Origin of the sequence: Micromonospora thermarum (assembly GCF_012034245.1) — a bacterium.
GTDB classification, from domain to species: domain Bacteria; phylum Actinomycetota; class Actinomycetes; order Mycobacteriales; family Micromonosporaceae; genus Micromonospora; species Micromonospora thermarum.
On record NZ_JAATEO010000004.1, the window covers coordinates 81,433 to 104,334 of the forward strand.

At 73.6% G+C, this 22,902-nt stretch carries 17 protein-coding genes; 9 read left to right on the plus strand and 8 right to left on the minus strand.

From position 1 onward, the window contains the following. Positions 1 to 103: 103 nt before the first annotated feature. Together HCJ94_RS05190 and HCJ94_RS05195 are read left to right on the plus strand one after the other, a co-directional pair. Positions 104 to 1,006 carry a glycoside hydrolase family 43 protein gene (locus tag HCJ94_RS05190; RefSeq protein WP_240943968.1) on the plus strand — a complete coding sequence of 301 codons (903 nt, stop codon included), beginning with the start codon at positions 104 to 106 and terminating at the stop codon, positions 1,004 to 1,006. Positions 1,007 to 1,149: 143 nt separating this feature from the next. Next, a complete protein-coding gene (locus HCJ94_RS05195; RefSeq protein ID WP_167999815.1) occupies positions 1,150 to 2,322 on the plus strand; it encodes a S8 family peptidase in 1,173 nt (390 codons plus the stop codon). Positions 2,323 to 2,453: 131 nt separating this feature from the next. On the opposite strand, the gene HCJ94_RS05200 is transcribed toward HCJ94_RS05195, so the two are convergent. Then, a complete protein-coding gene (locus HCJ94_RS05200) occupies positions 2,454 to 2,636 on the minus strand; it encodes an amino acid permease C-terminal domain-containing protein (RefSeq protein ID WP_309227149.1) in 183 nt (60 codons plus the stop codon). Positions 2,637 to 3,012: 376 nt separating this feature from the next. Here HCJ94_RS05200 and HCJ94_RS05205 point away from each other — a divergent pair, with 376 nt between their 5' ends. After that, entirely contained in the window at positions 3,013 to 4,665 is a 1,653-nt protein-coding gene (locus tag HCJ94_RS05205; RefSeq protein WP_167999816.1) for a glycoside hydrolase family 10-like protein, read from the plus strand. Between the two features lie 177 nt (positions 4,666 to 4,842). After that, a complete protein-coding gene (locus HCJ94_RS05210; protein WP_167999817.1) occupies positions 4,843 to 5,388 on the plus strand; it encodes a phospholipase in 546 nt (181 codons plus the stop codon). Positions 5,389 to 5,473: 85 nt separating this feature from the next. Here HCJ94_RS05210 and HCJ94_RS05215 read toward each other — a convergent pair whose 3' ends face one another. Next, complete coding sequence (locus tag HCJ94_RS05215; protein ID WP_167999818.1) at positions 5,474 to 8,311, minus strand: ATP-binding protein; 2,838 nt, start codon at positions 8,309 to 8,311, stop codon at positions 5,474 to 5,476. A 154-nt stretch (positions 8,312 to 8,465) separates the two neighbouring features. Further along, the gene (locus HCJ94_RS05220) at positions 8,466 to 8,681 is read right to left on the minus strand and encodes an FmdB family zinc ribbon protein (protein WP_167999819.1); all 216 of its coding nucleotides are present in this window, start codon (positions 8,679 to 8,681) and stop codon (positions 8,466 to 8,468) included. A 56-nt stretch (positions 8,682 to 8,737) separates the two neighbouring features. Between HCJ94_RS05220 and HCJ94_RS05225 the strand changes: the two genes are divergently transcribed. From HCJ94_RS05225 to HCJ94_RS05235, 3 genes are all read left to right on the plus strand, one after another. Next, positions 8,738 to 10,063, plus strand: a complete 1,326-nt coding sequence (locus tag HCJ94_RS05225) for a lytic murein transglycosylase (RefSeq protein ID WP_167999820.1) — start codon at positions 8,738 to 8,740, stop codon at positions 10,061 to 10,063. A 72-nt stretch (positions 10,064 to 10,135) separates the two neighbouring features. Beyond that, entirely contained in the window at positions 10,136 to 11,152 is a 1,017-nt protein-coding gene (locus tag HCJ94_RS05230; RefSeq protein WP_167999981.1) for a GNAT family N-acetyltransferase, read from the plus strand. Between the two features lie 92 nt (positions 11,153 to 11,244). Continuing rightward, entirely contained in the window at positions 11,245 to 14,523 is a 3,279-nt protein-coding gene (locus tag HCJ94_RS05235; RefSeq protein ID WP_167999821.1) for a lamin tail domain-containing protein, read from the plus strand. Positions 14,524 to 14,948: 425 nt separating this feature from the next. On the opposite strand, the gene hemB is transcribed toward HCJ94_RS05235, so the two are convergent. The 5 genes from hemB to HCJ94_RS05260 are packed head-to-tail and all read right to left on the minus strand — an operon-like array spanning position 14,949 to position 20,683. Beyond that, on the minus strand, positions 14,949 to 15,932 hold the full coding sequence (hemB, locus tag HCJ94_RS05240; RefSeq protein ID WP_167999822.1) for a porphobilinogen synthase: 984 nt from the start codon (positions 15,930 to 15,932) through the stop codon (positions 14,949 to 14,951). A 14-nt stretch (positions 15,933 to 15,946) separates the two neighbouring features. After that, positions 15,947 to 17,527 (minus strand): bifunctional uroporphyrinogen-III C-methyltransferase/uroporphyrinogen-III synthase, encoded by a 1,581-nt coding sequence (locus tag HCJ94_RS05245; protein ID WP_167999823.1) that lies wholly within the window; start codon positions 17,525 to 17,527, stop codon positions 15,947 to 15,949. Beyond that, entirely contained in the window at positions 17,524 to 18,495 is a 972-nt protein-coding gene (hemC, locus tag HCJ94_RS05250) for a hydroxymethylbilane synthase (RefSeq protein WP_167999824.1), read from the minus strand. The genes HCJ94_RS05245 and hemC overlap by 4 nt, the downstream gene beginning before the upstream one ends. Then, complete coding sequence (locus HCJ94_RS05255; protein WP_167999825.1) at positions 18,492 to 19,916, minus strand: glutamyl-tRNA reductase; 1,425 nt, start codon at positions 19,914 to 19,916, stop codon at positions 18,492 to 18,494. Before HCJ94_RS05255 ends, hemC begins: the two co-directional genes overlap by 4 nt. Continuing rightward, the gene (locus tag HCJ94_RS05260) at positions 19,913 to 20,683 is read right to left on the minus strand and encodes a redox-sensing transcriptional repressor Rex (protein WP_167999826.1); all 771 of its coding nucleotides are present in this window, start codon (positions 20,681 to 20,683) and stop codon (positions 19,913 to 19,915) included. Before HCJ94_RS05260 ends, HCJ94_RS05255 begins: the two co-directional genes overlap by 4 nt. Before the next feature lie 368 nt (positions 20,684 to 21,051). Here HCJ94_RS05260 and HCJ94_RS05265 point away from each other — a divergent pair, with 368 nt between their 5' ends. Next, positions 21,052 to 22,110 (plus strand): sensor histidine kinase, encoded by a 1,059-nt coding sequence (locus tag HCJ94_RS05265; RefSeq protein ID WP_167999827.1) that lies wholly within the window; start codon positions 21,052 to 21,054, stop codon positions 22,108 to 22,110. Positions 22,111 to 22,176: 66 nt separating this feature from the next. Then, on the plus strand, positions 22,177 to 22,818 hold the full coding sequence (locus tag HCJ94_RS05270; protein ID WP_167999828.1) for a response regulator transcription factor: 642 nt from the start codon (positions 22,177 to 22,179) through the stop codon (positions 22,816 to 22,818). The last annotated feature ends 84 nt before the right edge of the window (positions 22,819 to 22,902 follow it).

Here is a 22,902-nt window from a genome sequence, read left to right on the forward strand (position 1 = left end):
GCGACCCACGCGGCGACGCGCGGCGGCAGTGCTCGCCGCCGCGCTGCTCGCCGCCGGTTGCAGTGGTGGAGAAGCCCCTTCGAGTACGGGAGACGACGCGTCCATGTTCACCAACCCGGTCGTCCGCAGCGACGCCCCCGACCCGCAGGCGATCCGGGTCGGCGACACCTGGTACCTGTTCCACACCAACGCGGGCGGCCGGAACGTCCCCGTGCTCACCTCGCCCGACCTGGTGACCTGGACGCCGGCCGGCGACGCCCTGCCGGACCTGCCGGCCTGGGTGGAGCCGGGGAAGAACTGGGCGCCCGAGGCGATCGAGCTGGCCCCGGACCGGTTCGTGCTGTACTACACCGCGGCCGGACGGGAGTCGGGCCGGCAGTGCGTCGGGCGGGCGGTGGCGAGCGCGCCGGCGGGGCCGTACCGGGACGACTCGACCGGGCCGCTGATCTGCCAGGCGGAGCTGGGCGGCGCGATCGACGCCAGCCCGTTCCGGGACACCGACGGCAGCCTGTGGCTGCTGTGGAAGAACGACGGCAACGCCATCGGGGTGGACACCTGGCTCTGGTCGCAGCGCCTCGCCGACGACGGGCTCACGCTGGTGGGCGAGCCGACGAAGCTGCTCAAGCAGAGCGAGCCGTGGGAGGGCACCCTGATCGAGGGGCCGTTCCTGCACCGCCAGGACGGGAAGCTGTACCTGTTCTTCGCCGCCAACGCGTACGACCGCGCCGAGTACGCGGAGGGCTACGCGGTCTGCGAGAGCCCGGCCGGCCCGTGCGTGAAGGCGCCGGAGAACCCGATCCTGCGCAGCAACGAGGTCGCCTCGGGCCCCGGCCACGCGTCGATGGTGGTCGAGGACGGCCGCACCTGGCTGCTCTACCACGCCTGGCCGCCGGGCCAGGAGGGCACGATCGACCCGGGCCGCCAGGTCTGGCTCGACGAGGTCGTCTGGGAGAACGGCAAGCCGGTCGTCAAGGGCCCCACCGCCACCCGCCAGTCCCGGCCCTGACGCCGGTTACGGAGGCGGGCAGGGCCCGGGGGACCGACCCGGACAGGCCATTGACGTTTCGACATCCGTCCACCTAACGTGCCTCCTCACCACGGACGTCATCACTCCACCCCTGATGACGCCGGGTGAGTCTGGGAGGCAGCATGAGATCACGAGTCCTGATCGCCTCGCTGGTGGCCGCCGGCAGCGCCCTGTTCGCCGTACCGGCCACGGCGGCACCCGCGTCGGAGTCGCTCGCTTCGATCAGCGCGGCGTCGGCGGCGCCCGGTGTCCGGCCGGTCGCGGGCGACTACATCGTCCGGCTGCGACCGGGAGCCGACGCGCGCGGCCTCGCCCGCGCCCTGGCGGTCACCCCGCACTTCGTCTACGAGCGGGCGGTCAACGGGTTCGCCGCCACACTGACCGCCGGCCAGGTGCAGGCGCTGCGACGCGATCCCGCGGTGCTCGCCGTGGAGCAGGACGCCTGGCTCGACGACGTCACCGAGGGCACGCAGACCAATCCGCCGTCCTGGGGTATCGACCGCGTCGACCAGCGGACGCTGCCGCTGTCGGCGAGCTACACCACCACCGCGACCGGCGCCGGCGTGCACGCGTACGTCATCGACACGGGCATCGACGTCACCCACCCGGACTTCGAGGGACGGGCCAGCTTCGACTACAACGCCATCGACCGGCGCGACACCGACTGCGACGGGCACGGCACCCACGTCGCCGGGACGATCGGCTCCCGGACGTACGGGGTGGCGAAGGGCGTCCGCCTGCACGCGGTGAAGATGCTCAACTGCCGGGGGTCCGGCAAGACCTCGGCCACCATCGCCGCGATCGACTGGGTGACCGCCAACGCGGTGCGGCCCGCGGTGGCGAACACGTCGTGGAACTGGACCTACTCCGACACGATGGCCGCCGCGATCACCGGCATGATCGACTCCGGTGTCTTCCTGGCCACCTCGGCAGGCAACACCGGCGCCGACTCCTGCGACCGGCTGCCCCGGGCGGTGACCGCCGCGGTGGCCGTCGCCGCCTCCACCAACACCGACGCCCGCGCCAGCTACTCCTCGACCGGCGCCTGCGTCGACCTCTACGCCCCCGGCTCGGCGATCCTGTCGACCCAGCCGAACAACACCACGGCCGTCTTCAACGGCACCTCGATGGCCACGCCGCACGTGGCGGGGATCGCCGCGCTGTACAAGAGCGCGAACGGCGACACCCCGCAGGCGACCCTGCACAGCTGGCTGGTCGGCAACGCCACCACCGGGGTCGTCCAGGGCGACCTGGCCGGCACGCCGAACCGGCTGGTGTTCACCAACGGTCTCTGACGGTCCCGCCGACGTAGGGTCTGGGTCGAAGTCCTCGGTCGGCGCCTGGGCCCGCCGCAGGCCGGCCAGGGACTTCGGCACAGACCCCAGGGACGGTCGGTGTCTACCGACCGTCCCTACGTGGCTCCTCGTCACGCCGAGGTGGTCTCCGGGGAGGGCGCCTGCTCCCGGGTGGCCAGGCGGTTGCGGCGGTAGTCGTAGCCGACGTAGATCAGGGCGCCGAGCAGCATCCAGACGCCGAACCGCAGCCAGGTCTCCACCGAGAGGTTGAGCATCAGGTAGCGGCAGGCCAGGGCGGAGACGATCGGCAGCACCGGCGGTCGGCCGCGCTCTGGGCGATGACGTCTGAGATCGGTTTGGTACGCAGCACGGACACCGCGCTCACCCCTCCCTCGACCACCCCCGCGGTGGTCGGCGTCGGGCCAAGCTACCCAGGGCGGATCCGCCTCAACCCCCACTTCTCGCCGCAACCCGGTCGCCACCAGGCGCGTGTAGGTCGTCACGGTCCGCACGGTGAGCTGGGCCACTCGACGGACCCGGAAAGCGACGGACGGATCGATCAGTCGCAGACCCTTGCGCGGAGCGCGTACGGTGTGAAAATTTTCTACCAGCGGAACCTAGTCAGCGGCGGATGTTGCCGAGGGCGCCGCTCGAACCCTGTCACGGGGGCCCAACGAAGGGACACACCGCATGAAGGCAACTCGGCTCGGCGCCGCCGGGCTCGCCGCGGCGCTGCTGGGGGCGCTCGTCGCCACCACCCCGGCGACCGCGGCACCCGACACGGCCAGCGCCTCCACCACGACCTGCACCACCGACCCGGCCACCCCGAAGCGGCAGTTCCGTGCCATGTGGATCGCGTCGGTCACCAACATCGACTGGCCCACCAAGGGCTCCTGGACCGCACCGGACCAGATCGCGGCGCAGAAGGCCGAGTACCTGGGCTGGCTCGACCTCGCCGAGCGCCTCAACCACAACGCCGTCGTCGTGCAGATCCGCCCGACCGCCGACGCGTTCTGGCCCTCGCCGTACGAGCCGTGGTCGGAGTACCTGACCGGGGAACGCGGCAAGAACCCGGGCTGGGACCCGTTGGCCTTCGTCGTCGAGGAGGCGCACAAGCGGAACCTGGAGTTCCACGCCTGGTTCAACCCGTACCGCGTCTCGATGCCCGCACCGAGCGGCGCCGGCGCCGACATCAGCAAGCTGGCGCCCAACCACCCGGCCCGCGAGCACCCCGACTGGGTCTTCGCGTACCCGCCGGCCGGCGTCGCCGGCAGCCGGCTCTACTACAACCCCGGCATCCCGGCGGTCCGCGAGTTCGTCCAGACCGCGATGCTCGACGCGGTCAAGCGGTACGACATCGACGGCGTCCACTTCGACGACTACTTCTACCCGTACCCGAGCGGCACCCACCAGGTGCCGGACGACGCGACGTTCGCGGAGCACAACCGGGGCTTCACGAACAAGGCCGACTGGCGGCGGGACAACATCAACCTGCTGATCCAGGAGATGAACGCCAAGATCAAGGCCGAGAAGCCGTGGGTCAAGTTCGGCGTCAGCCCGTTCGGCATCTGGCGCAACAAGTCCGTCGACCCGCTGGGCTCGGACACCACCGGCAGCCAGTCGTACGACATCATCTCCGCCGACACCCGTAAGTGGATCAAGGAGGAGTGGATCGACTACGTCGTGCCGCAGCTCTACTGGTACATCGGCCAGTACCCGGCCGCCGACTACGCGCGCCTGGTGCCGTGGTGGGCGGAGCAGGTGCGCGGCACCCGCGTGCAGCTCTACATCGGACAGGCCGACTACAAGAGCGGCGACCCGGTGTACGGCTCGTTCTGGATGAACCCGCGCGAGCTGTCCGACCACCTGACGCTCAACCGGCAGTACCCCGAGGTGCTGGGCAACGTCCACTTCTCCGCCGTCCAGGTGCGGGCCAACCGCCTCGGCGCGACCGACATCTACGCCGCCGAGCACTACTCCCGCCCGGCGCTGGTGCCGGCGATGCCGCACCTGCCGGCCGAGCCGCTGCTCATGCCGGTGGTCACCGACAAGGAGCGGCAGGACGACGGGATCCGGCTGACCTGGCGGCAGCCGGCCGACGGGAGCGGCCCGCTGGGCACCGCCACGTCGTACGCGATCTACCGCCTCGACGGGTTCGACCTGGCCGGCCGGTGCGACTTCGCCGACGCGGCGCACCTGGTCGACACCGTCCGGGCGACCGGTGGCGTCGAGTCCTGGGTGGACACCACCGCCGGGGCGGGCCGCTCGTACACCTACTACGTGCGGGCGCTCGGCCGGGTGGCCAACGAGGGACCGGCCAGCTCGCCGGCCTTCGTCCGCTGACCCTTCCTCGATGAACGCCCCGGGTGCCCCTGGCGCCCGGGGCATTCGTCTGTTTAGGCGCCGGCAACGAATTGTTGAGACCGCCGCGAGGTCGGCGCGAGGCACGGGATCGACACTGATCTACACCTGGTAACCGGCCGGTAACGTGCCGTCCCGCACACCCTCGCGGAGGTAATCGTGTCCAGACGCCTCGCCACCCTCCTCGCCTCGCTCACGGTCACCCTGCTCGTCGCCCTCGGCCTGGCCTCGCCCGCCGCGGCCGTCACCCGCGAGCAGAAGCTCTCCGTCCTGTCCAGCTGGACCCAGACCAGCGCGACCAGCTACAACGCCTGGAACGCCGGTCGGCTGAACAAGGCCGCCTGGTCCGAGTACGCCTTCGACTGGTCCACCGACTACTGCTCGTCGAGCCCGGACAACCCGCTCGGGTTCAACTTCACCCTGTCCTGCTACCGGCACGACTTCGGGTACCGCAACTACAAGGCGATGGGCCTGTTCTCGTCAAACAAGGCCCGCCTGGACAGCGCCTTCTACGAGGACCTGAAGCGGGTCTGCGCCACGTACAGCTCGGTTGTCCGGCCGGCCTGCTACAGCCTGGCCTGGACCTACTACCAGGCGGTCAGCGTCTTCGGCTCGGTCGCCGCCGTCCAGCAGTCCGACATCGACCGCGCCGCCAGGATGAAGGCCGACGCCGAACGCCGCGCCCGCACCACCTCCCGCACCTAACCCCCACTCACCAAGTTGATCATGAGGTTAGCGGGTCATATGGAGATCAAAGCACCCGCTAACTTCATGATCAACGCGGTGAGGGTCAGGCGTGCTCCGTGTGGGGGGTCGGGGTGGGGGTGCCGGTGGGTTGGCGGGGAGCGGGGTTGGCGGCGCCCGTCGCGAAACGGGTCGAGTCCGCGGCCAGGTCGGGGTGCTCTACGCCGAGCGCCACCGCCGCCGCCTCCTCCAGGCTCAGTTCCGCGCCCACGGCGTACGCGTCGTCGAAGGCCGTGTCGCCCAGCACCGCGCGGAGTTCCGCCTGCCGCTGCGCCCAGTACGCGCCGTAGATGCCCGGTGTGCAGCGCAGGCTCGCCCGCGTCGCCTGCGCCGCCCCGAACAGCCGCGCGGCGGTCAGCGGGTCACCCCCGGCGGCGCAGCGCACCGCGATCGCGTGCAGCGTGTCGCAGGCGCGGCCGTGGAAGCCGTGCGCCATGCGGGAGCGGAGCGCCACCAGCAGGTGCTCGTGCGCGGCGATCAGATCCCCCCGGGCCAGCGCGACCAGGCCGAGCAGCATGTCCACCGAGCGCCGGCCACGCTCCAGCGGGCGGGCCGCCTCCACCGGGCGGGCCGCGCCGAGCAGCTCGGCCGCCTCGTCCAGCGCGCCCCGGCACCAGAGCAGCTCGGCCAGGCTGAACACGGCGAACAGGGCGTCACCCACCACGTCCTGCCGGTGCGCCCAATCGATCACCTCCCGGCACACCCGCTCGGCCTCGGCGAACTGTCCCATGTCGACCAGGGGGGCCGCCCGACCGGCCAGGACCCGGGCGAGCAGGCCCGCGTCGCCGGCCTGCCGCGCCGCCTCCTCCGCGCGCTGCGAGAAGCGCAGCTCCTCGGCGAACTCGCCGTCGGCACCGGCGTGCAGCGAGTGCATGTGGTACGCCGCCGCCAGCTCCGCCTCCGGGATCCGCTCCCCGGTCTCGGCGATCCGGCCGTACAGCCGGGACAGCCAGAGCCGCCCCTCCCGGGCCAGCCCCCGCTCCCGCCACCACTGGTCCAGCCCACCGGCCAGCTCCAGCCCCGCCCGGGCGCTGCCGCCCGTGGCGCACCAGCGCAGCGCGGCGCGAAGCTCACCGGCGAGCGGGTCGAGCGCGTACAGCGAGAGGGTCGCCGGCCGGCCGTCCGGACCGAGGTGCGCCCGCTGGAGCGCGTGGGCGGACCAGGCCACGTGCCGGTCCCGGGCGGCCTGCTCCTCCCCCGCGTCCACCAGCCGCCGGGCCGCGTACGCGCGGATCGGGTCGAGCATCCGGTACGTGCTGCCCGAGGCGTGCGGCTCGGCCAGCACCATCGACTTGTCCACCAGGACCGACAGCGGGTCGAGCGGATCGTCCTCGAGCAGCCACTCCACGGTCGGCAGGTCCACCGGTCCGGCGAACACCGCCAACCACCGCAGCAGCCGGGCGGCGCGCGGCCCGAGCGTCCGGTACGACCACGTGACGGTGGCCTGCATGGTGAGGTGCCGTTCCGTCGCCGACCGCTGCACCGCGCGCGTGGCCGGACTGGGCGGGCTCATCCCGGCCGCCGCCGCGACCAGGTCCACGGTGTCCTGCTGGTTGCCCATCCAGCCGCGATCGGCCGGCGGCGGCTCCGGGTCGTCCCGGCCGGCGTCCAGGGTGCCCAGCACGTCGTCGAGTCGTTCGGCGAGCTGGCCGACGGAGAGCACCCGCAGCCGGGCGGCGGCCAGCTCGATGGCGAGCGGCAGGCCGTCCAGCCGCTGCACGACCCGGCGCAGGTCGGCTGACTCGGCCGGGTCCGGCTGCCGGCCGCCCCGGGCCGCGGCCGTCCGGTCGAGCAGCAGTGCGACCGCGTCGCTCTCCGCGCCGTCCGGAGGCGGGTCCACCGACAGCGGAGGGATCCGCCACACCACCTCGCCGGGCACACCGAACGACTCCCGGCTGGTGGCGAGGACCCGGACGCCCATCCCGCCGGCGAGCAGCCGGGAGATCACCTCGGCCGACGCGGCCGGCTGGGCGTCACAGGTGTCGAGGAGGACGAGCATCTGACGGGCGGCCGCGTACTCCACCAGGGTGTCCACCATCGGACGGCCCGGCTCCGGGCGGAGGCCGAGCACGGCGGCGATGGCGAACGCCACCAGACCCGGGTCGGTGACGGTGGCGATGTCGACGAACCACACCCCGTCCGGATAGGACTCGACCAGGTCGCTGGCGAGTTCCACGGCGAGGCGGGTCTTGCCGGCGCCACCCGCACCGAGCACGGTGACCAGCCGGTGCCCCTCCACCAGCCGCCGCAGTTCGGCGCACTCGTTCTGCCGGCCCACGAACGAGGTGACCTGGGTCGGCAGGTTGTGCGCCACCGCGTCGGCGGTACGCGGGCGCGGGAACTGCCGCTCCAGCCCCGGGGCGACGAGCTGGAACAGTCGCTCCCGGTCGTCGAAGCCGCGCAGCCGGTGCAGGCCGAGGTCGAGCAGGGACGCGCCGGACGGCAGCGGGTCGGCATGCCTCGCCGTCGCCGCGGAACAGAGCACCTGCCCGCCGTGCGCGGCCGCGGCGACCCGGGCGGCGCGGTGGACCTCGGGGCTCGCGTACTCGCCGTCGCGCGGCTCGGCCCACCCGGTGTGCAGGCCCATCCGCACCCGGGGCACGGCCTCCTGCGTCGGCCAGTCATGACTGGCCAGGGCCCGCTGGGCGGTCAGGCAGGCGGTCAGCGCGGCGGACGCGTCACCGAAGGCCAGGAAGAACGAGTCCCCCTCGGTGAGCAGCTCCGCGCCTTCGGTGGCGGCGATGGTCCGGCGCAGCAGGCGCCGGTGTTCCCGCAGCACCGGCCGGTAGTCGGGGCCGAGCAGCTGGGCCAGCCGGGTCGAACCCTCGATGTCGGTGAAGACGAAGGTCACCCACCCAGCCGGGAGGTGGATCCGTGGCGACATGCGTGGAACCTCCGCCCCGTGACGTCGGGTTCATGCTGCCTGAAGGCAAGCCGTCACGCATCGTGAGAACGGCCGTCCCGGCTCCGCCCCAACGTGCCACTAGCACCTCGTGCGGGCAAGCGCGGGGGCCGTACCGACGGACTCCGAGTGCGTTTCAGCAGCCGCAGCCGCCGCCGCAGCAGCCGCCACCGCTCGGCGCCGGGGTGGGCGCGCCCGCCCCGCCGCGGCCGGTCACCGCGATCGTGGACAGCAGCTTGACCGTGTCGTCGTGCCCCTGCGGGCAGGACGCCGGCTCGGCGGCCCGCGCCATCGGACGGTTGACCTCGAAGGTGTCGCCGCAGGCGCGGCAGCGGAACTCGTACCGGGGCATGACACCAGCCTAGGACCGGTCCTGACGCCACGCGGAACATGGGTGATACTCGACGGGTGGTGGACGGCGAGGACAGGACGAACCTTCGACCCCTCCGGCCGGCCGCGCCGCCCGACGGGCCGGTCGCCGGCTCCGGCGCCGCCCCGGACGAGCCGCTCGCGCCGGTGCCCCGCCCGCGCCGGCCGTGGCTGCGATCGGCGACACCCGCCGACGACGAGGCGCCGCACACCGACGACGAGGCAGCGCGGACGGACGACCCTCCCGCGGCGCGGACGGACGACCGGCCCGCGGCGCAGGCCGATCCGGAGCCGGTGACGACGACCAAGGGCGGGGCGCCTACGGAGGGACCGTCGACGGCGGCGCCGCCGCGCACCGGCGACGACCTCACGGTCACCCGGGTCGACCCGCTGGCTCCGCTCGACCCGGCCGCCCCGCACCGGCCCGCGGCAGCCCGGCGGCGCCGGGTCCCCTTCGCGCACGCCGTACGTACCCGGCCGAGACAGTTGGCGGTGGGTGCGACACGGGCGGTCCGCGACTGGTCGCGGCGCCCCAGCGGCCGGCTCACCCTACCCGGCGTCTTCCTGCTGTTCCTGGTCGCGGCGACCGCCGCGGCCGGTGCCCTGCTGGTGCCCGCGGCCGTACGGTCCCGGCCGGTCGCGGTCGACGCCAGCGCGGGGGCACCGACGACCGCTCCCGACCCGACCCTGGCGGCGGGCGCACCGCTGCCGGCCACGACGCTGCCGCCGCTCGGCGGGCCGACGGCCGTGGCGCCCACCGGCGGCACCGTCGTCCCGGCGCCCGGCACCGGCCGGCCCGCCGACGCCCTCGCCGGGTGGGCGGCCCAGATCGGCCCGAAGGTGGGCATCGCCCCGGTGGCCATGCAGGCGTACGGGTACGCCGAGCTGGTCCTCGCCCAGACCAACCGGAGCTGCGCGCTGAGCTGGACCACGCTGGCCGCGATCGGGCACGTCGAGTCCGCGCACGGGCAGGCCAACGGCGCCCGGCTCGGCACGGACGGCCGAGCCGCCCCCGAGATCATCGGCCTCCCGCTGGACGGGCGGGACAACCGGATGCTGATCCGCGACACCGACCGTGGTGCGCTCGACCGGGACACGATCTACGACCGGGCGATCGGGCCGATGCAGTTCATCCCGACCACCTGGCAGGAGGTCGGCGCCGACGCGGACAACGACGGCCGCAAGGACCCGCACGACATCGACGACGCCGCCCTGGCCGCCGCGAACTACCTGTGCAAGGGCGGCCGCAACCTGACCATCGCCGGTGACTGGTGGAACGCCATCCTGTCGTACAACGACGTCCGGCGGTACGCGCAGGACGTGTTCGACAAGGCCAACCAGTACGGGCAGGCCAGCCGCACGTGACGTGATCGTCCGCATACATTGGAGAACTGGACACTTCCGCCGAGCAGCCGTTAGCGGCAAGCTAGACGGGTGATGGTGCGCGAGTGGGACCCCAGGACCGCGTCGTCCGCCGAGATCGCGTCGCTGCTGGACACGCTGAACGCGGTCCTGGCGGCCGATCTGCCGCAGGATCCGCCGTGGCAGGAGCATTCCCTGCGGGAATACCTGGCCGAGGTGATGCCCGGCGAGCGACGGATCTCCTGGGTCGCCCAGGCGGAGCCGGCCTCCAACGGCGTCCCGGGGGCGATCCTGGGGCAGGTCCACGTGCTGCTGCTCGGCGACATCGGCGTGCTCGAGGTGCTGGTGCACCCGTCCGCGCGGCGCACCGGCCTCGGCCGCGAGCTGGTCCTGACCGCCGCCCGCCGGGTCTACCAGGAGGGGTTCCAGTCGATCGGCGTCGAGGTCGTCGGCGACACCCCGGCGGTCGCCTTCTACGAGGCGCTCGGCTTCGCCAAGGAGTACGTGGAGACCCGCAGCGTGCTCGACCTCTCCGCGGTGGACTGGGCCGAGCTGACCGAGATGTCCACCGGCATCGGCGCGGGGTACCACCTGGAGTTCCACCCCGGCGGGCCGCCCGACGAGCTGATCGAGGCGTACGCGCGCGCCAAGGCCGAGGTGCGCGACATCGAGGACGGCGAACTGCGCCCCAGCTCGTACGACCCGCAGCGGCTGCGCGACAGCCTGGACTGCCTGCACCGGCGGGGCATGAAGCCGTACATCGTGCTCGCCCTGCACGAGCAGACCGGCGAGGTGGCCGGCCTGACCGAGGTGGTGGTGCCGGCCCAGCACCCCACCCGCGCCGACCAGTACGACACGATCGTCGTCCAGGACCACCGCGGCTACGGCATCGACCGGGCCATCAAGGCACGCATGCTGCTGGAGCTGCGCTCGGCCGAGCCCCAGCTTGCCGAGGTGCAGACCTGGAACGCCCAGGCCAACGAGGCGATGCTCAAGGTCAACGCCGAGCTGGGGTACCGCCCCGACCGCGAGTGGTGCGAGTACAGCGTGGACGTGGCCGACCTCGTCCATCGGCTCGACGCGGGGCGCTGAGAAGTTCACGAAACGGTCCGTCGGGGGATGGACGGCGGTCAACCACGCCCCTTAACGTGCGTTAGTTCACGTCCACCCACCGTGGAGGCTCCATGCGCCCGCGCCGCACACTCGCCGCGCTCGCGACCGCCACCGCCGCCGTCACCGTCACGGCGGTCGCAGTCGCACCCACCGCGGCCAGCGCCGCGCCCACCGACCTGTTCATCTCGGAGTACGTCGAAGGCTCGTCCAACAACAAGGCGATCGAGCTCTTCAACGGCACCGGCGCGCCGATCGACCTGAGCGCCGGCGGCTACCAGCTGCTGCTGTACTTCAACGGCTCCACCACGCCGACGGCCTTCCCCTTGACCGGCACGGTCGCGGCGGGTGACGTCCACGTCTTCGCCCACTCGTCGGCGAACGCCGCGATCCTCGCCCAGGCCGACCAGACCACCGGCGCCGGCCTGTTCAACGGCGACGACGCGATCGTCCTGCGGCGCGGTGACACCGTGCTCGACGCGATCGGCCAGGTCGGCGTGGACCCGGGCGCCGAGTGGGGCACGGGCGTGACCAGCACCGCCGACAACACGCTGCGCCGCCTGGGCGGCGTCACGGCCGGCGACACCGATCCCGCCGACGCCTTCGACCCGGCCGCCCAGTGGGCGGGCTTCGCCGTCGACACGGTCGACGGGCTCGGCGCCCACACGACCGACGGCGGCGGCCCGGTCGACGCGCCGGCCACCGTCACGTGCGGCGGCGCGCTCGTCACCCCGGCCGGCACCGCCGCGACCCGCGAGGTGACCGCCACCGACCCGGACGACCGGATCGTCGACCTGGCCGTCACCTCGGTCAGCCCGACGCCGGCCGCCGGCTCGATCAGCCGTACGGCGGTCACCCCCGCCGACGCGGCCGGCGGCACCGCCCGGGCCACCGTCACCGCGAGCGCCGACCTGGCCGCCGGGGCGTACTCCGTGGTCCTGACCGCGACCGACGCGGACGGCACCACCGCCACCTGCACCCTGGCCGTGCAGGTGACCCGGGAGCTGGCCGTCGGCGAGGTGCAGGGCCCGACCACGGACGCCGAGGCCGGCCCGGCCGACCGCTCGCCGCTCGCGCCGGCCAGCGGCAACGGGACCAGCAGCGCGCTGCACGACGTCCGCGGCGTGATCACCCAGCGCACCCTGGCCCGTGACTCGTCCGGCCGGGACCAGCACGGCTTCTTCCTCCAGAGCCGCTCCGACGCCACCGACGGCGACCCGACCAGCTCCGACGGCATCTTCGTCTTCATGGGCTCGTTCACGTCGCTCGTCGGCGGCTACGTGCCGACCGTCGGCGACGAGGTGGTGCTGCGCGCCCGCGTCTCCGAGTACTTCAACATGACCCAGCTCTCCAGCGCGTCGCTGGTCCGCAAGCTCGCCTCCGGGCTGGACGTGGACGCGGTGGTCGCGGTGACCGACGCGGTTCCGCCGGTCGACCTGGCCGACGCGCAGCGCTTCTGGGAGCGGCACGAGGGCGCCCGGCTCCGGGTCCGCGCCGGCAGCGCCGCGGTGAGCGGGCGGAACGTCTTCGCCTCCACCGCCGACGCCGAGACGTTCGTCATCGACCGGGACGACCCGCTGCTCGACCGCGCCGACCCGTACACCCGCCGGGTCTTCCGGGACACGCACCCGCTCGACAACGACCCGACCCGTACCTTCGACGACGGCAACGGCCAGCGGATCATGCTGGGCAGCATGGGCGTCAAGGGCACCACCGGTGACAGTGGCGCGCTGCTGCCGCCGGCGCACACCTTCGACACCCTGACCGGCGACGCGGTCGGTGGCCTCTACTACTCGTTCGAGAAGTACGGCGTCCAGGTCGAGACGGCCGCGTTCACCGCCGGGGCCGACCCGTCGAAGAACAACCCGCCGCAGCCGGCCAAGCGGTCGGAGGAGTTCGCGGTCGCGACGTACAACGTGGAGAACCTGTACGACTTCCGCGACGACCCGTTCGACGGCTGCGACTTCACCGGCAACGCCGGCTGCACCGGGGTCCGCCCGCCGTTCGACTACGTGCCGGGCAGCGAGCAGGAGTACCGGGATCAGCTCGCCGCGCTGGCCGACCAGATCACCACCGACCTGCACTCCCCCGACCTGATCCTCGTGCAGGAGGCGGAGGACCAGGACATCTGCACGGTCAGCGGCAGCGAGCTGGTCTGCGGCACCACGAACAACGCCGACGGCGCGCCGGACACCCTCCAGGAGCTGGCGTTGACCATCGCCGCGAACGGCGGTCCCGCCTACGCGGCCGCGTACGACCGCACCGGCGCGGACGCCCGGGGCATCACGGCGGCCTTCCTCTACCGCACCGACCGCGTCTCGCTGGCCGAGGCGACCGCCGACGACCCGCTGCTGGGCTCGTCGCCGACGGTGCAGTACCGCGCCGCGGGGCTGCCGTCCAACGCGGACGTGCAGAACCCGAAGGCGCTCAACGCGGTGCTGCCGTCCGATGTGGACACCTCCACCGGCAAGGACGGCGACAACGTCTTCACCCGGGCGCCGCAGCTGGGCAAGTTCACCGTGGCCGCCGAGCCCGGGTCGAGCGAGCGGTTCACGGTGTGGGCGGCCAGCAACCACTACTCGTCCGGTCCGGACAGCCGGGTGGGGCAGCGCCGGGAGCAGGCCGCGTACGGTGCCGCGATCGTGACGGCGATCGAGGCGTCCGACCCGAACGCGCGCGTGGTGTACGGCGGCGACCTGAACGTGTTCCCGCGCCCCGATGACCCGATCGCGACCGGGGCGGACCCGACCCCGTCGGACCAGCTCGGCCCGCTGTACGAGGCGGGGCTGCGCAACCTCTGGGAGGACCTGCTCGCCGACGCGCCGTCGTCCGCGTACTCGTACAGCTTCGAGGGGCAGGCGCAGACGCTGGACCACCTGTTCGTGAACGAGGCGCTGCACGGCGACCTGGTGCGGATGCGGGCCGCGCACATCAACGCCGACTGGCCGGCCGAGCACGCCGGTGACGGCACGCGCGGCTCCAGCGACCACGACCCGCAGGTGGCCCGGTTCCGCTCCCGCGCCTCCCTGAGCGTGGGAGACGCGTCGGTGGTCGAGGGCGACCGGGACACCACCCAGCTCGCCTTCACCGTCACCGTCTCGCGGCCGCTGTCCCAGCCGGTCCTGGTCTGCGCCGCGACCTACGGGACGACCGCCCAGTCCGGCTCGGACTACGAGTCGTACGTCGGGTGCAAGACCCTGGCGGCCGGTCAGACGACCCTCACGTTCCCGGTGACCGTGCGCGGTGACCGGAAGCTTGAGGGCGACGAGAAGCTGACGCTGCTGGTGGCCGGGGTGCCGGGGCTCCGCCTGGCCGACCCGCTCGGCGCCGGCACGATCGTCAACGACGACTGACCCTCGTCGCCCCGTTTCATCGACGGCCCGTCGGCCAGGTCTCGCTCCTGGCCGACGGGCCGTCACCGGTAGTTGCGCGGGCTCGGCGGGCGCGGAACGGTCCGGTTCTGCGCGACCGAAGCGTGCCATGCGGATCTGGCTGAGGCCGAGGATCCGGCGTGCCCGGCGGACAAGCCCCTCGACCGGAAACGGGCCGAGGGTCGGGCCGGTGTCGGCGGGTCGAAGGCGGAGGTCATGTCGAGACTGTCCCGGCTCGGCGGCCGGCGCGACAACCCCTGTGGATAAGCCTGTGGACAACGACGGTAGGCGCCCCCTCCGACCCTCTCCGCCGCCTTTTGCTCTGCTTCAACCCGCGCGCCAGAGACGGGCCGACGTGGGGTGGGAACCGATCCCGGGTGGGAGGCGTGTGCCTGACGCGTCAGCGTTCAGTAGCGCTGGCGGAGCAGGCCGGCGGCCTCGACCGCCCAGTAGGTGAGGATGATCTGCGCGCCGGCCCGCCGGATCGAGGTGAGCGTCTCCAGCATCACCCGCTCACGGTCGATCCAGCCGTTCGCAGCGGCCGCCTCGACCATCGCGTACTCGCCGGAGACCTGGTAGGCGGCGACCGGGACGTCCACCGCGGCCCGGACCGCCGCGACCACGTCGAGGTACGGCAGCGCCGGCTTGACCATCACCATGTCGGCGCCCTCGGCGACGTCCAGCTCGACCTCGCGCAGCGACTCCCGCAGGTTCGCCGGGTCCTGCTGGTAGGTACGGCGGTCGCCCTCCAGCGCCGACTCCACCGCGTCCCGGAAGGGGCCGTAGAACGCCGAGGCGTACTTCACGGCGTACGCGAGGATGCCGACGTCCTGGTGCCCGGCGGCGTCCAGGGCCCGGCGGGCCACGCCGACCTGGCCGTCCATCATGCCGGATGGCCCGACCACGTGGACCCCGGCGGCGGCCTGGGCCACCGCCATCTCCGCGTACGCGGCCAGGGTGGCGTCGTTGTCCACCCCGCCGTCGGGGGTGAGCAGGCCGCAGTGCCCGTGCGAGGTGAACTCGTCCAGGCACAGGTCGCTCATCACGACCGTGGCGTCGCCCACCTCGGAGACCACGTCCCGGATGGCGACGTTGAGGATGCCGTCCGGGTCGATCCCGCCCGAGCCGCGTTCGTCCCGCGACTCCGGCACCCCGAAGAGCATGATCCCGCCTACCCCGGCCTGGACCGCCTCGACAGCGGCCTTGCGGAGCGAGTCCCGGGAGTGCTGGAGCACCCCCGGGAGCGACGCCACGGCCCGCGGCTCGGCCAGCCCCTCCTTGACGAACATCGGAAGGACCAGCTCGGCCGGGTCGACGCGGGTCTCGGAGACCAGCCGCCGCACGGCGGCGTTGCGACGCAGCCGGCGGGGCCGGATCTCGGGGTACGGCACGGAAGCCTCCAGGGTCAGCGGAACCTCAGGGCGGTCGGCCCCTGCACCTTCGAACCGCGCCGCTGCTTCGCCGGCATGGCGGCGAGCTTCTCGCGCAGCTCGACGGCGTAGGCGGCCAGCGCCTCCACCAGGTCGGGCACCGAGGCGTGCTGAGGCTGCACGTCGACCCGGAGGCCGAACTCGGTGGCGGTCTCCGCCGTCTTGGGCCCGATGACAGCAACAACGGTACGCGCGTGCGGCTTCCCCGCGATGCCGACCAGGTTCCGGACCGTGGACGACGACGTGAAGAGCACGGCGTCGAACCCGCCCGACTTGATGGCGTCGCGGATCTCGGCCGGCGGCGGGGCCGCCCGGACCGTCCGGTACGCGGTCACGTCGTCGACCTCCCAGCCGCGCTCGGTGAGCCCGGCGGCGAGCGTCTCGGTGGCGATGTCGGCGCGCGGCAGCAGCACCCGGCCGACCGGGTCGAGCACCTCGTCGTGCGGCGAGAACTCGGCCAGCAGGCCCTCCGAGGACTGTTCCCCGGACGGGATCAGCTCCGGCTGGATGCCGAACGCGCGGACGGCGTCGGCGGTCGCCTCACCGATGCAGGCGATCTTGACGCCGCCGAAGTGGCGAGCGTCGAGACCGTGCTCGGCGAACTTCTCCCACACCGCGCGGACCGCGTTCACCGAGGTGAAGATCACCCAGGCATACCGGCCGTCGACCAGGCCCTTGACCGCCCGCTCCATCTGGGCGGGGGTGCGCGGCGGCTCGACCGCGATGGTCGGCACCTCGCAGGGGATGGCGCCGTACGCACGCAGCCGCGCACTCATCGCGCCGGCCTGCTCCTTGGTCCGGGGGACGAGCACCTTCCAGCCGTACAGCGGGCGGTTCTCCCACCAGCTCAGCTTGTCCCGCTGGCCGACGCCGTCGCCGACGGTGAGCACGACCCGGCCGGTGAAGCCGAGCGCCGCCGCGACGAAGGAGTCGACGGTCGACGTGGTGGTGTACTGCGTCTCGCCCGTGCCGTCGCCGGTCACCCCGACGGCGGTGACCCCGTCGACGCCGGCGGCGAGCAGCCCGTCCCGGACCGCGGCGAGGTCGCCCGCGTCCACCGCGAGCGCCAGCGAGCCGCGCGCGACGGCCGCGGCCAGCGCGTCGAAGTCCAGCGTGGTCACGTCCTCGGCGTCGGCGACCGTGCGGACGCCCGGCAGCGGCACGCCCGCGTACGTCGCCACACCCTCGGCCTGCCCGACGCCCGGCACCACCTCGAAGTGCGCGGCCGTACGCGCGACCGCCTGCACCTCCTTGACCACCGACTCGTGGCCGAACGGGTCCCCGGCGACCAGGTGCACCGCGTTCAGCCCGGAACGGGCCGCCGAGATCAGCACCTTCGCCACGTCACCCGGCGCGCCCTCGGCCGGAGTGAACTGGGCGTCCTCCTTCGCCTCCGCGCGGACGACGTCGAGCAGCGACTCGGGGACTCCCCGGTCGTACACCACCTGGTCGGCGTCGACCAGGGCGTCGTGCGCCCGGCGGGTCAGCAGGCCCGGGTCGCCGGGACCGGCCCCGACGAACGCGATACGGCCTACGGGCTTACGGGTGCGGGTCATTCTGTGCTCCCAAATTGCTGGGTCCCCGGGCCGGTGTGTCCTTCCTGGCCGAGGATCGAGTCGGCGCCGAGGTCGAGGAGTTCGGCGGCGAGTGCCTTACCGATCTCCGCCGCGTCGGCGGGCGTTCCGGTGCGGGACAGCCGGAGGTCACGGGTGCCGTCCGGGCTGATCACCGCCCCGCGCAGGTAGATCTCTTCACCGGCGTCGCCCTCGGCGAGCTCGGCGTAGGCGGCGACCGGTGCGCTGCACCCGGCCTCCAGGGTGGCCAGCAGCGCCCGCTCCGCGACGACCGCGGCGCGGGACGGTGCGTGGTCGAGCACGGCGAGCAGCTCGACCAGGTCCGGATCGTCGATCCGGCACTCCACGGCCAGCGCCCCCTGGGCAGGCGCGGGCAGCATCAGCATCGGGTCGAGCGTCTCGGTGATCATGTCGGTCCGGCCGAGCCGGGCGAGCCCGGCCCGGGCCAGGACGACGGCGTCCAGGTCGGCCTCGGGGCCGAGCACCCGCGCCAGGCGGGTGTCGACGTTGCCCCGGATGGGCTGGACCTCCAGCTGCAGCCCGAGGGCGTACAGCTGGGCCATCCGGCGCAGGGCGCCGGTGCCGATCCGCGCGCCGGGCGGGAGCTCGGCGAGCGTACGGCCGTCCCGGGCGACGAGCGCGTCACGTGGGTCCTGCCGGGGCGGGACCGCCGCGATGTGCAGGCCGGGGGCCGCCGCGGTGGGCAGGTCCTTGTACGAGTGCACCGCGAAGTCGATGGTGCGGGCGGCGAGGGCGTCACGCAGCGCCGACACGAACACGCCGACACCGAGCCGGTGCACCGGGGCGTTCGAGCGGTCGCCGGCGGTCACCACCTCGACCAGCTCCACCGGGCGGCCGGTGGCAGCGGTCAGCGCCTCGGCGACGTGCCCGGACTGGGCCATCGCCAGGGCGCTACCCCGGGTGCCGAGGCGCAGGGGGGTGGTGCTCATCGCTCACCTCCGGTGGGTGGGACGTCGACGGCGTGGCCGCGCGGCGGGAGGCCGGCGGCGCCGTCGAGCGGTGGAAGGCCGGCGGTGCCGCCGAGCGGCGGGACGACCTCGGGCTCCACCACGTCGGGAACGGTGTCGACCGGTGAGGTCTGCGGCACCTGGAGGTCGAACAGCTCGCGCAGCAGGGCCGCGTACTGGTCGCCGCCGGGTTCGGCGGCGAGCTGGCGGACCCGCACGGTTGGCTGGTGCAGCAGGCGCTGGACGACGCGGTGCACCGTCCGGGCCACCTCGGCCCGCTGGTCGTCGGTGAGGTCGGGGCGGCGCTGGGCGAGCCGGCGCAGCTCGGCGCTGACCACGTCGTCGGCGCGGCCCCGCAGGGCGGCGACGGTCGGCGCGACGTCGGCGCCCCGCAGCCAGGTGAGGAAGGCGTCGACCTCGCCGACGACGATCCCCTCGACGGCGGCGGCGTCGGCGGCGGCCGGGCCGTCGGCGATCAGCGCGGCCATCCGGTCGATGTCGATCACCTCGACGCCGGGCAGCTCGGCGACGCCGGCCTCGACGTCGCGCGGGACGGCCAGGTCGAGCAGGACCAGCGGGCCGCGGGCCGGGTCCCGGTCGGCGAGCGCCCGGGTCACGACCTCGCGGGTGAGGACCGGCTCGGTGGCGGCGGTGGCGGCCACGACGATGTCCACCGTGGAGAGCGTCGCGGTCAGCTCGGCCATCGGCGCGGCGGCGGCGCCGTACGACTCGGCCAGCCGGACCGCCCGGTCGGCACCGCGGTTGGTCACGGTGATCGGCCCGGCACCCAGCCGGGAGAGGGTCGCCACGCCGAGCGAGCCCATGGCGCCCGCCCCGACGACCAGCGCCGGACGGCCGGTCAGGTCGCCGTCGAGCAGTTCGGCGGCGAGGTCGAGCGCGGCGGTGACCACGCTCTGCCCGGCGCGGTCGATGCCGGTCTCGGAGTGGGCCCGCTTGCCCACCCGCAGCGCCTGCTGCATCAGCTCGTGCAGCAACCGGCCGGTGGTGTCGGCGCCGGACGCCCAGTGGTACGCGTCACGGACCTGGCCGAGGATCTGCGCCTCGCCCACCACCATCGAGTCCAGGCCGGCGGCGACCCGGAAGACGTGGTCGACGGCGGCGGCGTCGAAGTGCACGTACAGGTGGTTGGCGAGCGCCGCCGGCTGGCAGCCGGCCTGCTCGGCCAGGACGGCGCAGATGTCGCCCAGACCGCCGTGGAAGCCGGACACGGCGGCGTACACCTCCACCCGGTTGCAGGTGGAGACGAGCACGGCCTCGGTGACGTACGGCTGCGCGACCAGCCGGTCCAGGGTGCGGGTGAGATCGGCGGGCGCGACCGCGAGCTTCTCCAGCGTGGCGACGGGAGCGGTGCGGTAGGACGCACCGACGACGAGCAGTTTCACGTGCCGATCGCCTCCTGGGGGTCGGTGACCGCGAGGCCGCCGGGCAGGGCGGTGAGGGTGGACCCGCCGGTGGCGGGGAGCGCGGTCAGGGACGCCTTGCGGTGCTCGTGGAACGACAGGATCTGCAGCTCGATGGCGAGGTCGACCTTGCGCACGTCGACACCGTCCGGAACCGAGAGTACGCAGGGCGCGAAGTTCAGGATGCTCGTCACGCCGGCGGCGACCAGCTGGTCGGCGACGCGCTGCGCGGCGGCGGCGGGGGTGGCGATCACGCCGATCGCGATCGACTCCTCGGCGGCGACCCCGGGCAGCTCGTCGACGTGCCGGACGACCAGTCCGTTGATCTCCTCACCGACGCGGGACGGGTCGGCGTCGAAGAGCGCGGCGATGCGGAAGCCACGGGTGGCGAAGCCGTCGTAGCCGGCCAGGGCGTGACCGAGATTACCCACCCCGACCAGGGCGACCGACCGCCGATGGGTGAGCCCGAGCACGTACTCGATCTGGTCGATCAGCAGGGCCACGTCGTAGCCCACGCCCCGGGTGCCGTACGACCCCAGGTGCGACAGGTCCTTGCGGAGCTTGGCGGAGTTCACCCCGGCGGCGCTGGCCAGCCCCTCGCTCGACACCGTCTCGTGGCCGGTTTCGGCCAGGTTGTGCAGGGCACGGAGGTACTCGGGGAGCCGGGCGACGGTCGCCTCGGGCAGGTCCGGCAGCGCGGGGACGGCCCCGGGGCGGTCGGGCGCGCCTGGGTGGCGGTGCTGACTCATGCGACTCCGTGCGGTGCGATCCTGGGCCAACTCCGCCGGTCGGCCGCTGAGGGACTCCCGCTGGCGACCGAGGTTGCCGGCTGTGCTAGCAGTGCGCGTCGGAACTACAGCGTAGGCGCTTGTGAAGACACGCACAAATCGCGATCTTGGTCGCGCGCGACGCGGCTCCACCAGGCCCTCCATTCCGCAAGATCGATCCGGCGGCCTCCGCCGGCGCCGCCCGCCGATTATTGCTCAATTGCGACTTCTCTGACCAATCGCGCGCGGGCGCGTCACATCCCGGATCGACCCGCGGTAGGGCCAGCACCACTGTCCGGAGGGCGGTGTACGGGATGGGCCGGACGGCCACCGGCCCATAGCCTCGCTGCATGACCGCCGTACCAGTGGGCACCGCACCGGCCCCCGTCACACCCGTCCGCAGCGTCGCCCGTCAGGTCCTGCGCGACTCGGGCTACGTGCTCTTCGGCCTGCCGCTCGCGCTGGTCGGCTTCGTGCTCGCCGTGGCCGGGATCTCACTCACCGCCGCCCTGCTGGTAACCACGCTCGGCCTGCCGGTCCTCGCCGGCACCCTCTACGGGGCGTACGACTGGGCGATCCCGCGCGGCCCGGACGACCAGGACCTGAGCCAGCTCCTCGGGATGGGCGACGGCACCGGCGCACGGATCTTCCTGAACTCCGCCATCGGCGTGTTCTTCCTGTTCACCCTGCCGTTGGTCGCCCGTGCCTGCGCCCGGCTCCAGGCCGGCCTGGCCCGCTCGCTGCTGACCGGGGTGGCCGAGATGCGCAACCGCATCACCACTCTCGAGGAGCAGAAGCGCGCGGCCGTGTCCGCCGAGGCGAGCGCGCTGCGCCGGCTGGAGCGCGACATCCACGACGGGCCTCAGCAGCGCCTGGTCCGGCTCGCGATGGACCTCAGCCGGGCGCGCGAGCAGCTCGCGTCCGATCCGGAGGCGGCCCGCCGGACGCTGGACGAGGCGGTCGCCCAGACCCGGGAGACCCTCGCCGAGCTGCGCGCCCTGTCCCGGGGCATCGCGCCGCCCATCCTGGTCGACCGGGGCCTGCCGAGCGCCCTGGCCGCGCTCGCCGGGCGCGGGCTGATCCCGATCGAGCTGCGGGTCGACCCCGCGCTCGGCGCGTCCGGCGGTCGGCTCGACCCGGCGGTCGAGAGCACGGCGTACTTCGTCGTCGCGGAGGCGCTGACCAACGTGGCGAAGCACAGCCGGGCCACCGAGTGCCGCGTCATCGTGGAGCGGGACGGCCCGCTGCTGTGGGTCGCCGTGCAGGACGACGGCGAGGGCGGCGCGCACCTGGCCAAGGGCCACGGGCTGGCCGGCATCGCCGACCGCGTCCGGGCGGCCGGCGGCCGGCTCACCGTGACCAGCCCGGCCGGCGGCCCCACCGAGGTACGCGCGGACCTCCCGCGGTGAGCCGCGGCGACGGCTGCCGGACGACGAGCCGGCCGGGCGTAGTGCCGACGTGGTAGACAACCGGCCATGCGGATCGTGATCGCCGACGACGCCGTCCTGCTCCGGGAGGGGCTGGTCCGGCTGCTCACCGAACGCGGGCACGACGTGGTGGCCGCCGTCGGCGACGGTGACGCCCTGGTGGCGGCGGTGGAGGCCCACCGACCGGACGTGTCGATCGTCGACGTCCGGATGCCTCCGTCGCACACCGACGAGGGGTTGCGCGCGGCGGTGGAGGCCCGGCGGCTGGTGCCCCGGACCCCGATCCTGGTGCTGTCCCAGTACGTCGAGGTGTCGTACGCCGACGACCTGCTCGCCACCGGGGCCGGGATCGGCTACCTGCTCAAGGACCGGGTGGCCGCGATCGGCGAGTTCCTCGACGCGCTGGAGCGGGTCTCCCGTGGCGGCACCGTGCTCGACCCCGAGGTGATCGGCCAGCTCTTCGCCCGGCGCCGCCGCGACGACCCGCTGCGCAACCTGACGCCGCGGGAGCGGGAGGTGCTCGCTCTGATGGCCGAGGGCCAGTCCAACACGGCCATCGCCCGCACCCTGGTCGTGACGGACGGCGCGGTGGAGAAGCACGTCCGGAACATCTTCACCAAGCTCGACCTGCCCCCGGACACGGAACAACACCGCCGGGTCCGCGCCGTCCTGACCTACCTCCGCACCTGACGCCCGAGCCGAACCCCGTCGATCATGAAATTGACGGGTGGTCCGGAGATCAAAGCACCCGCCAACTCCATGATCAACGCAAGC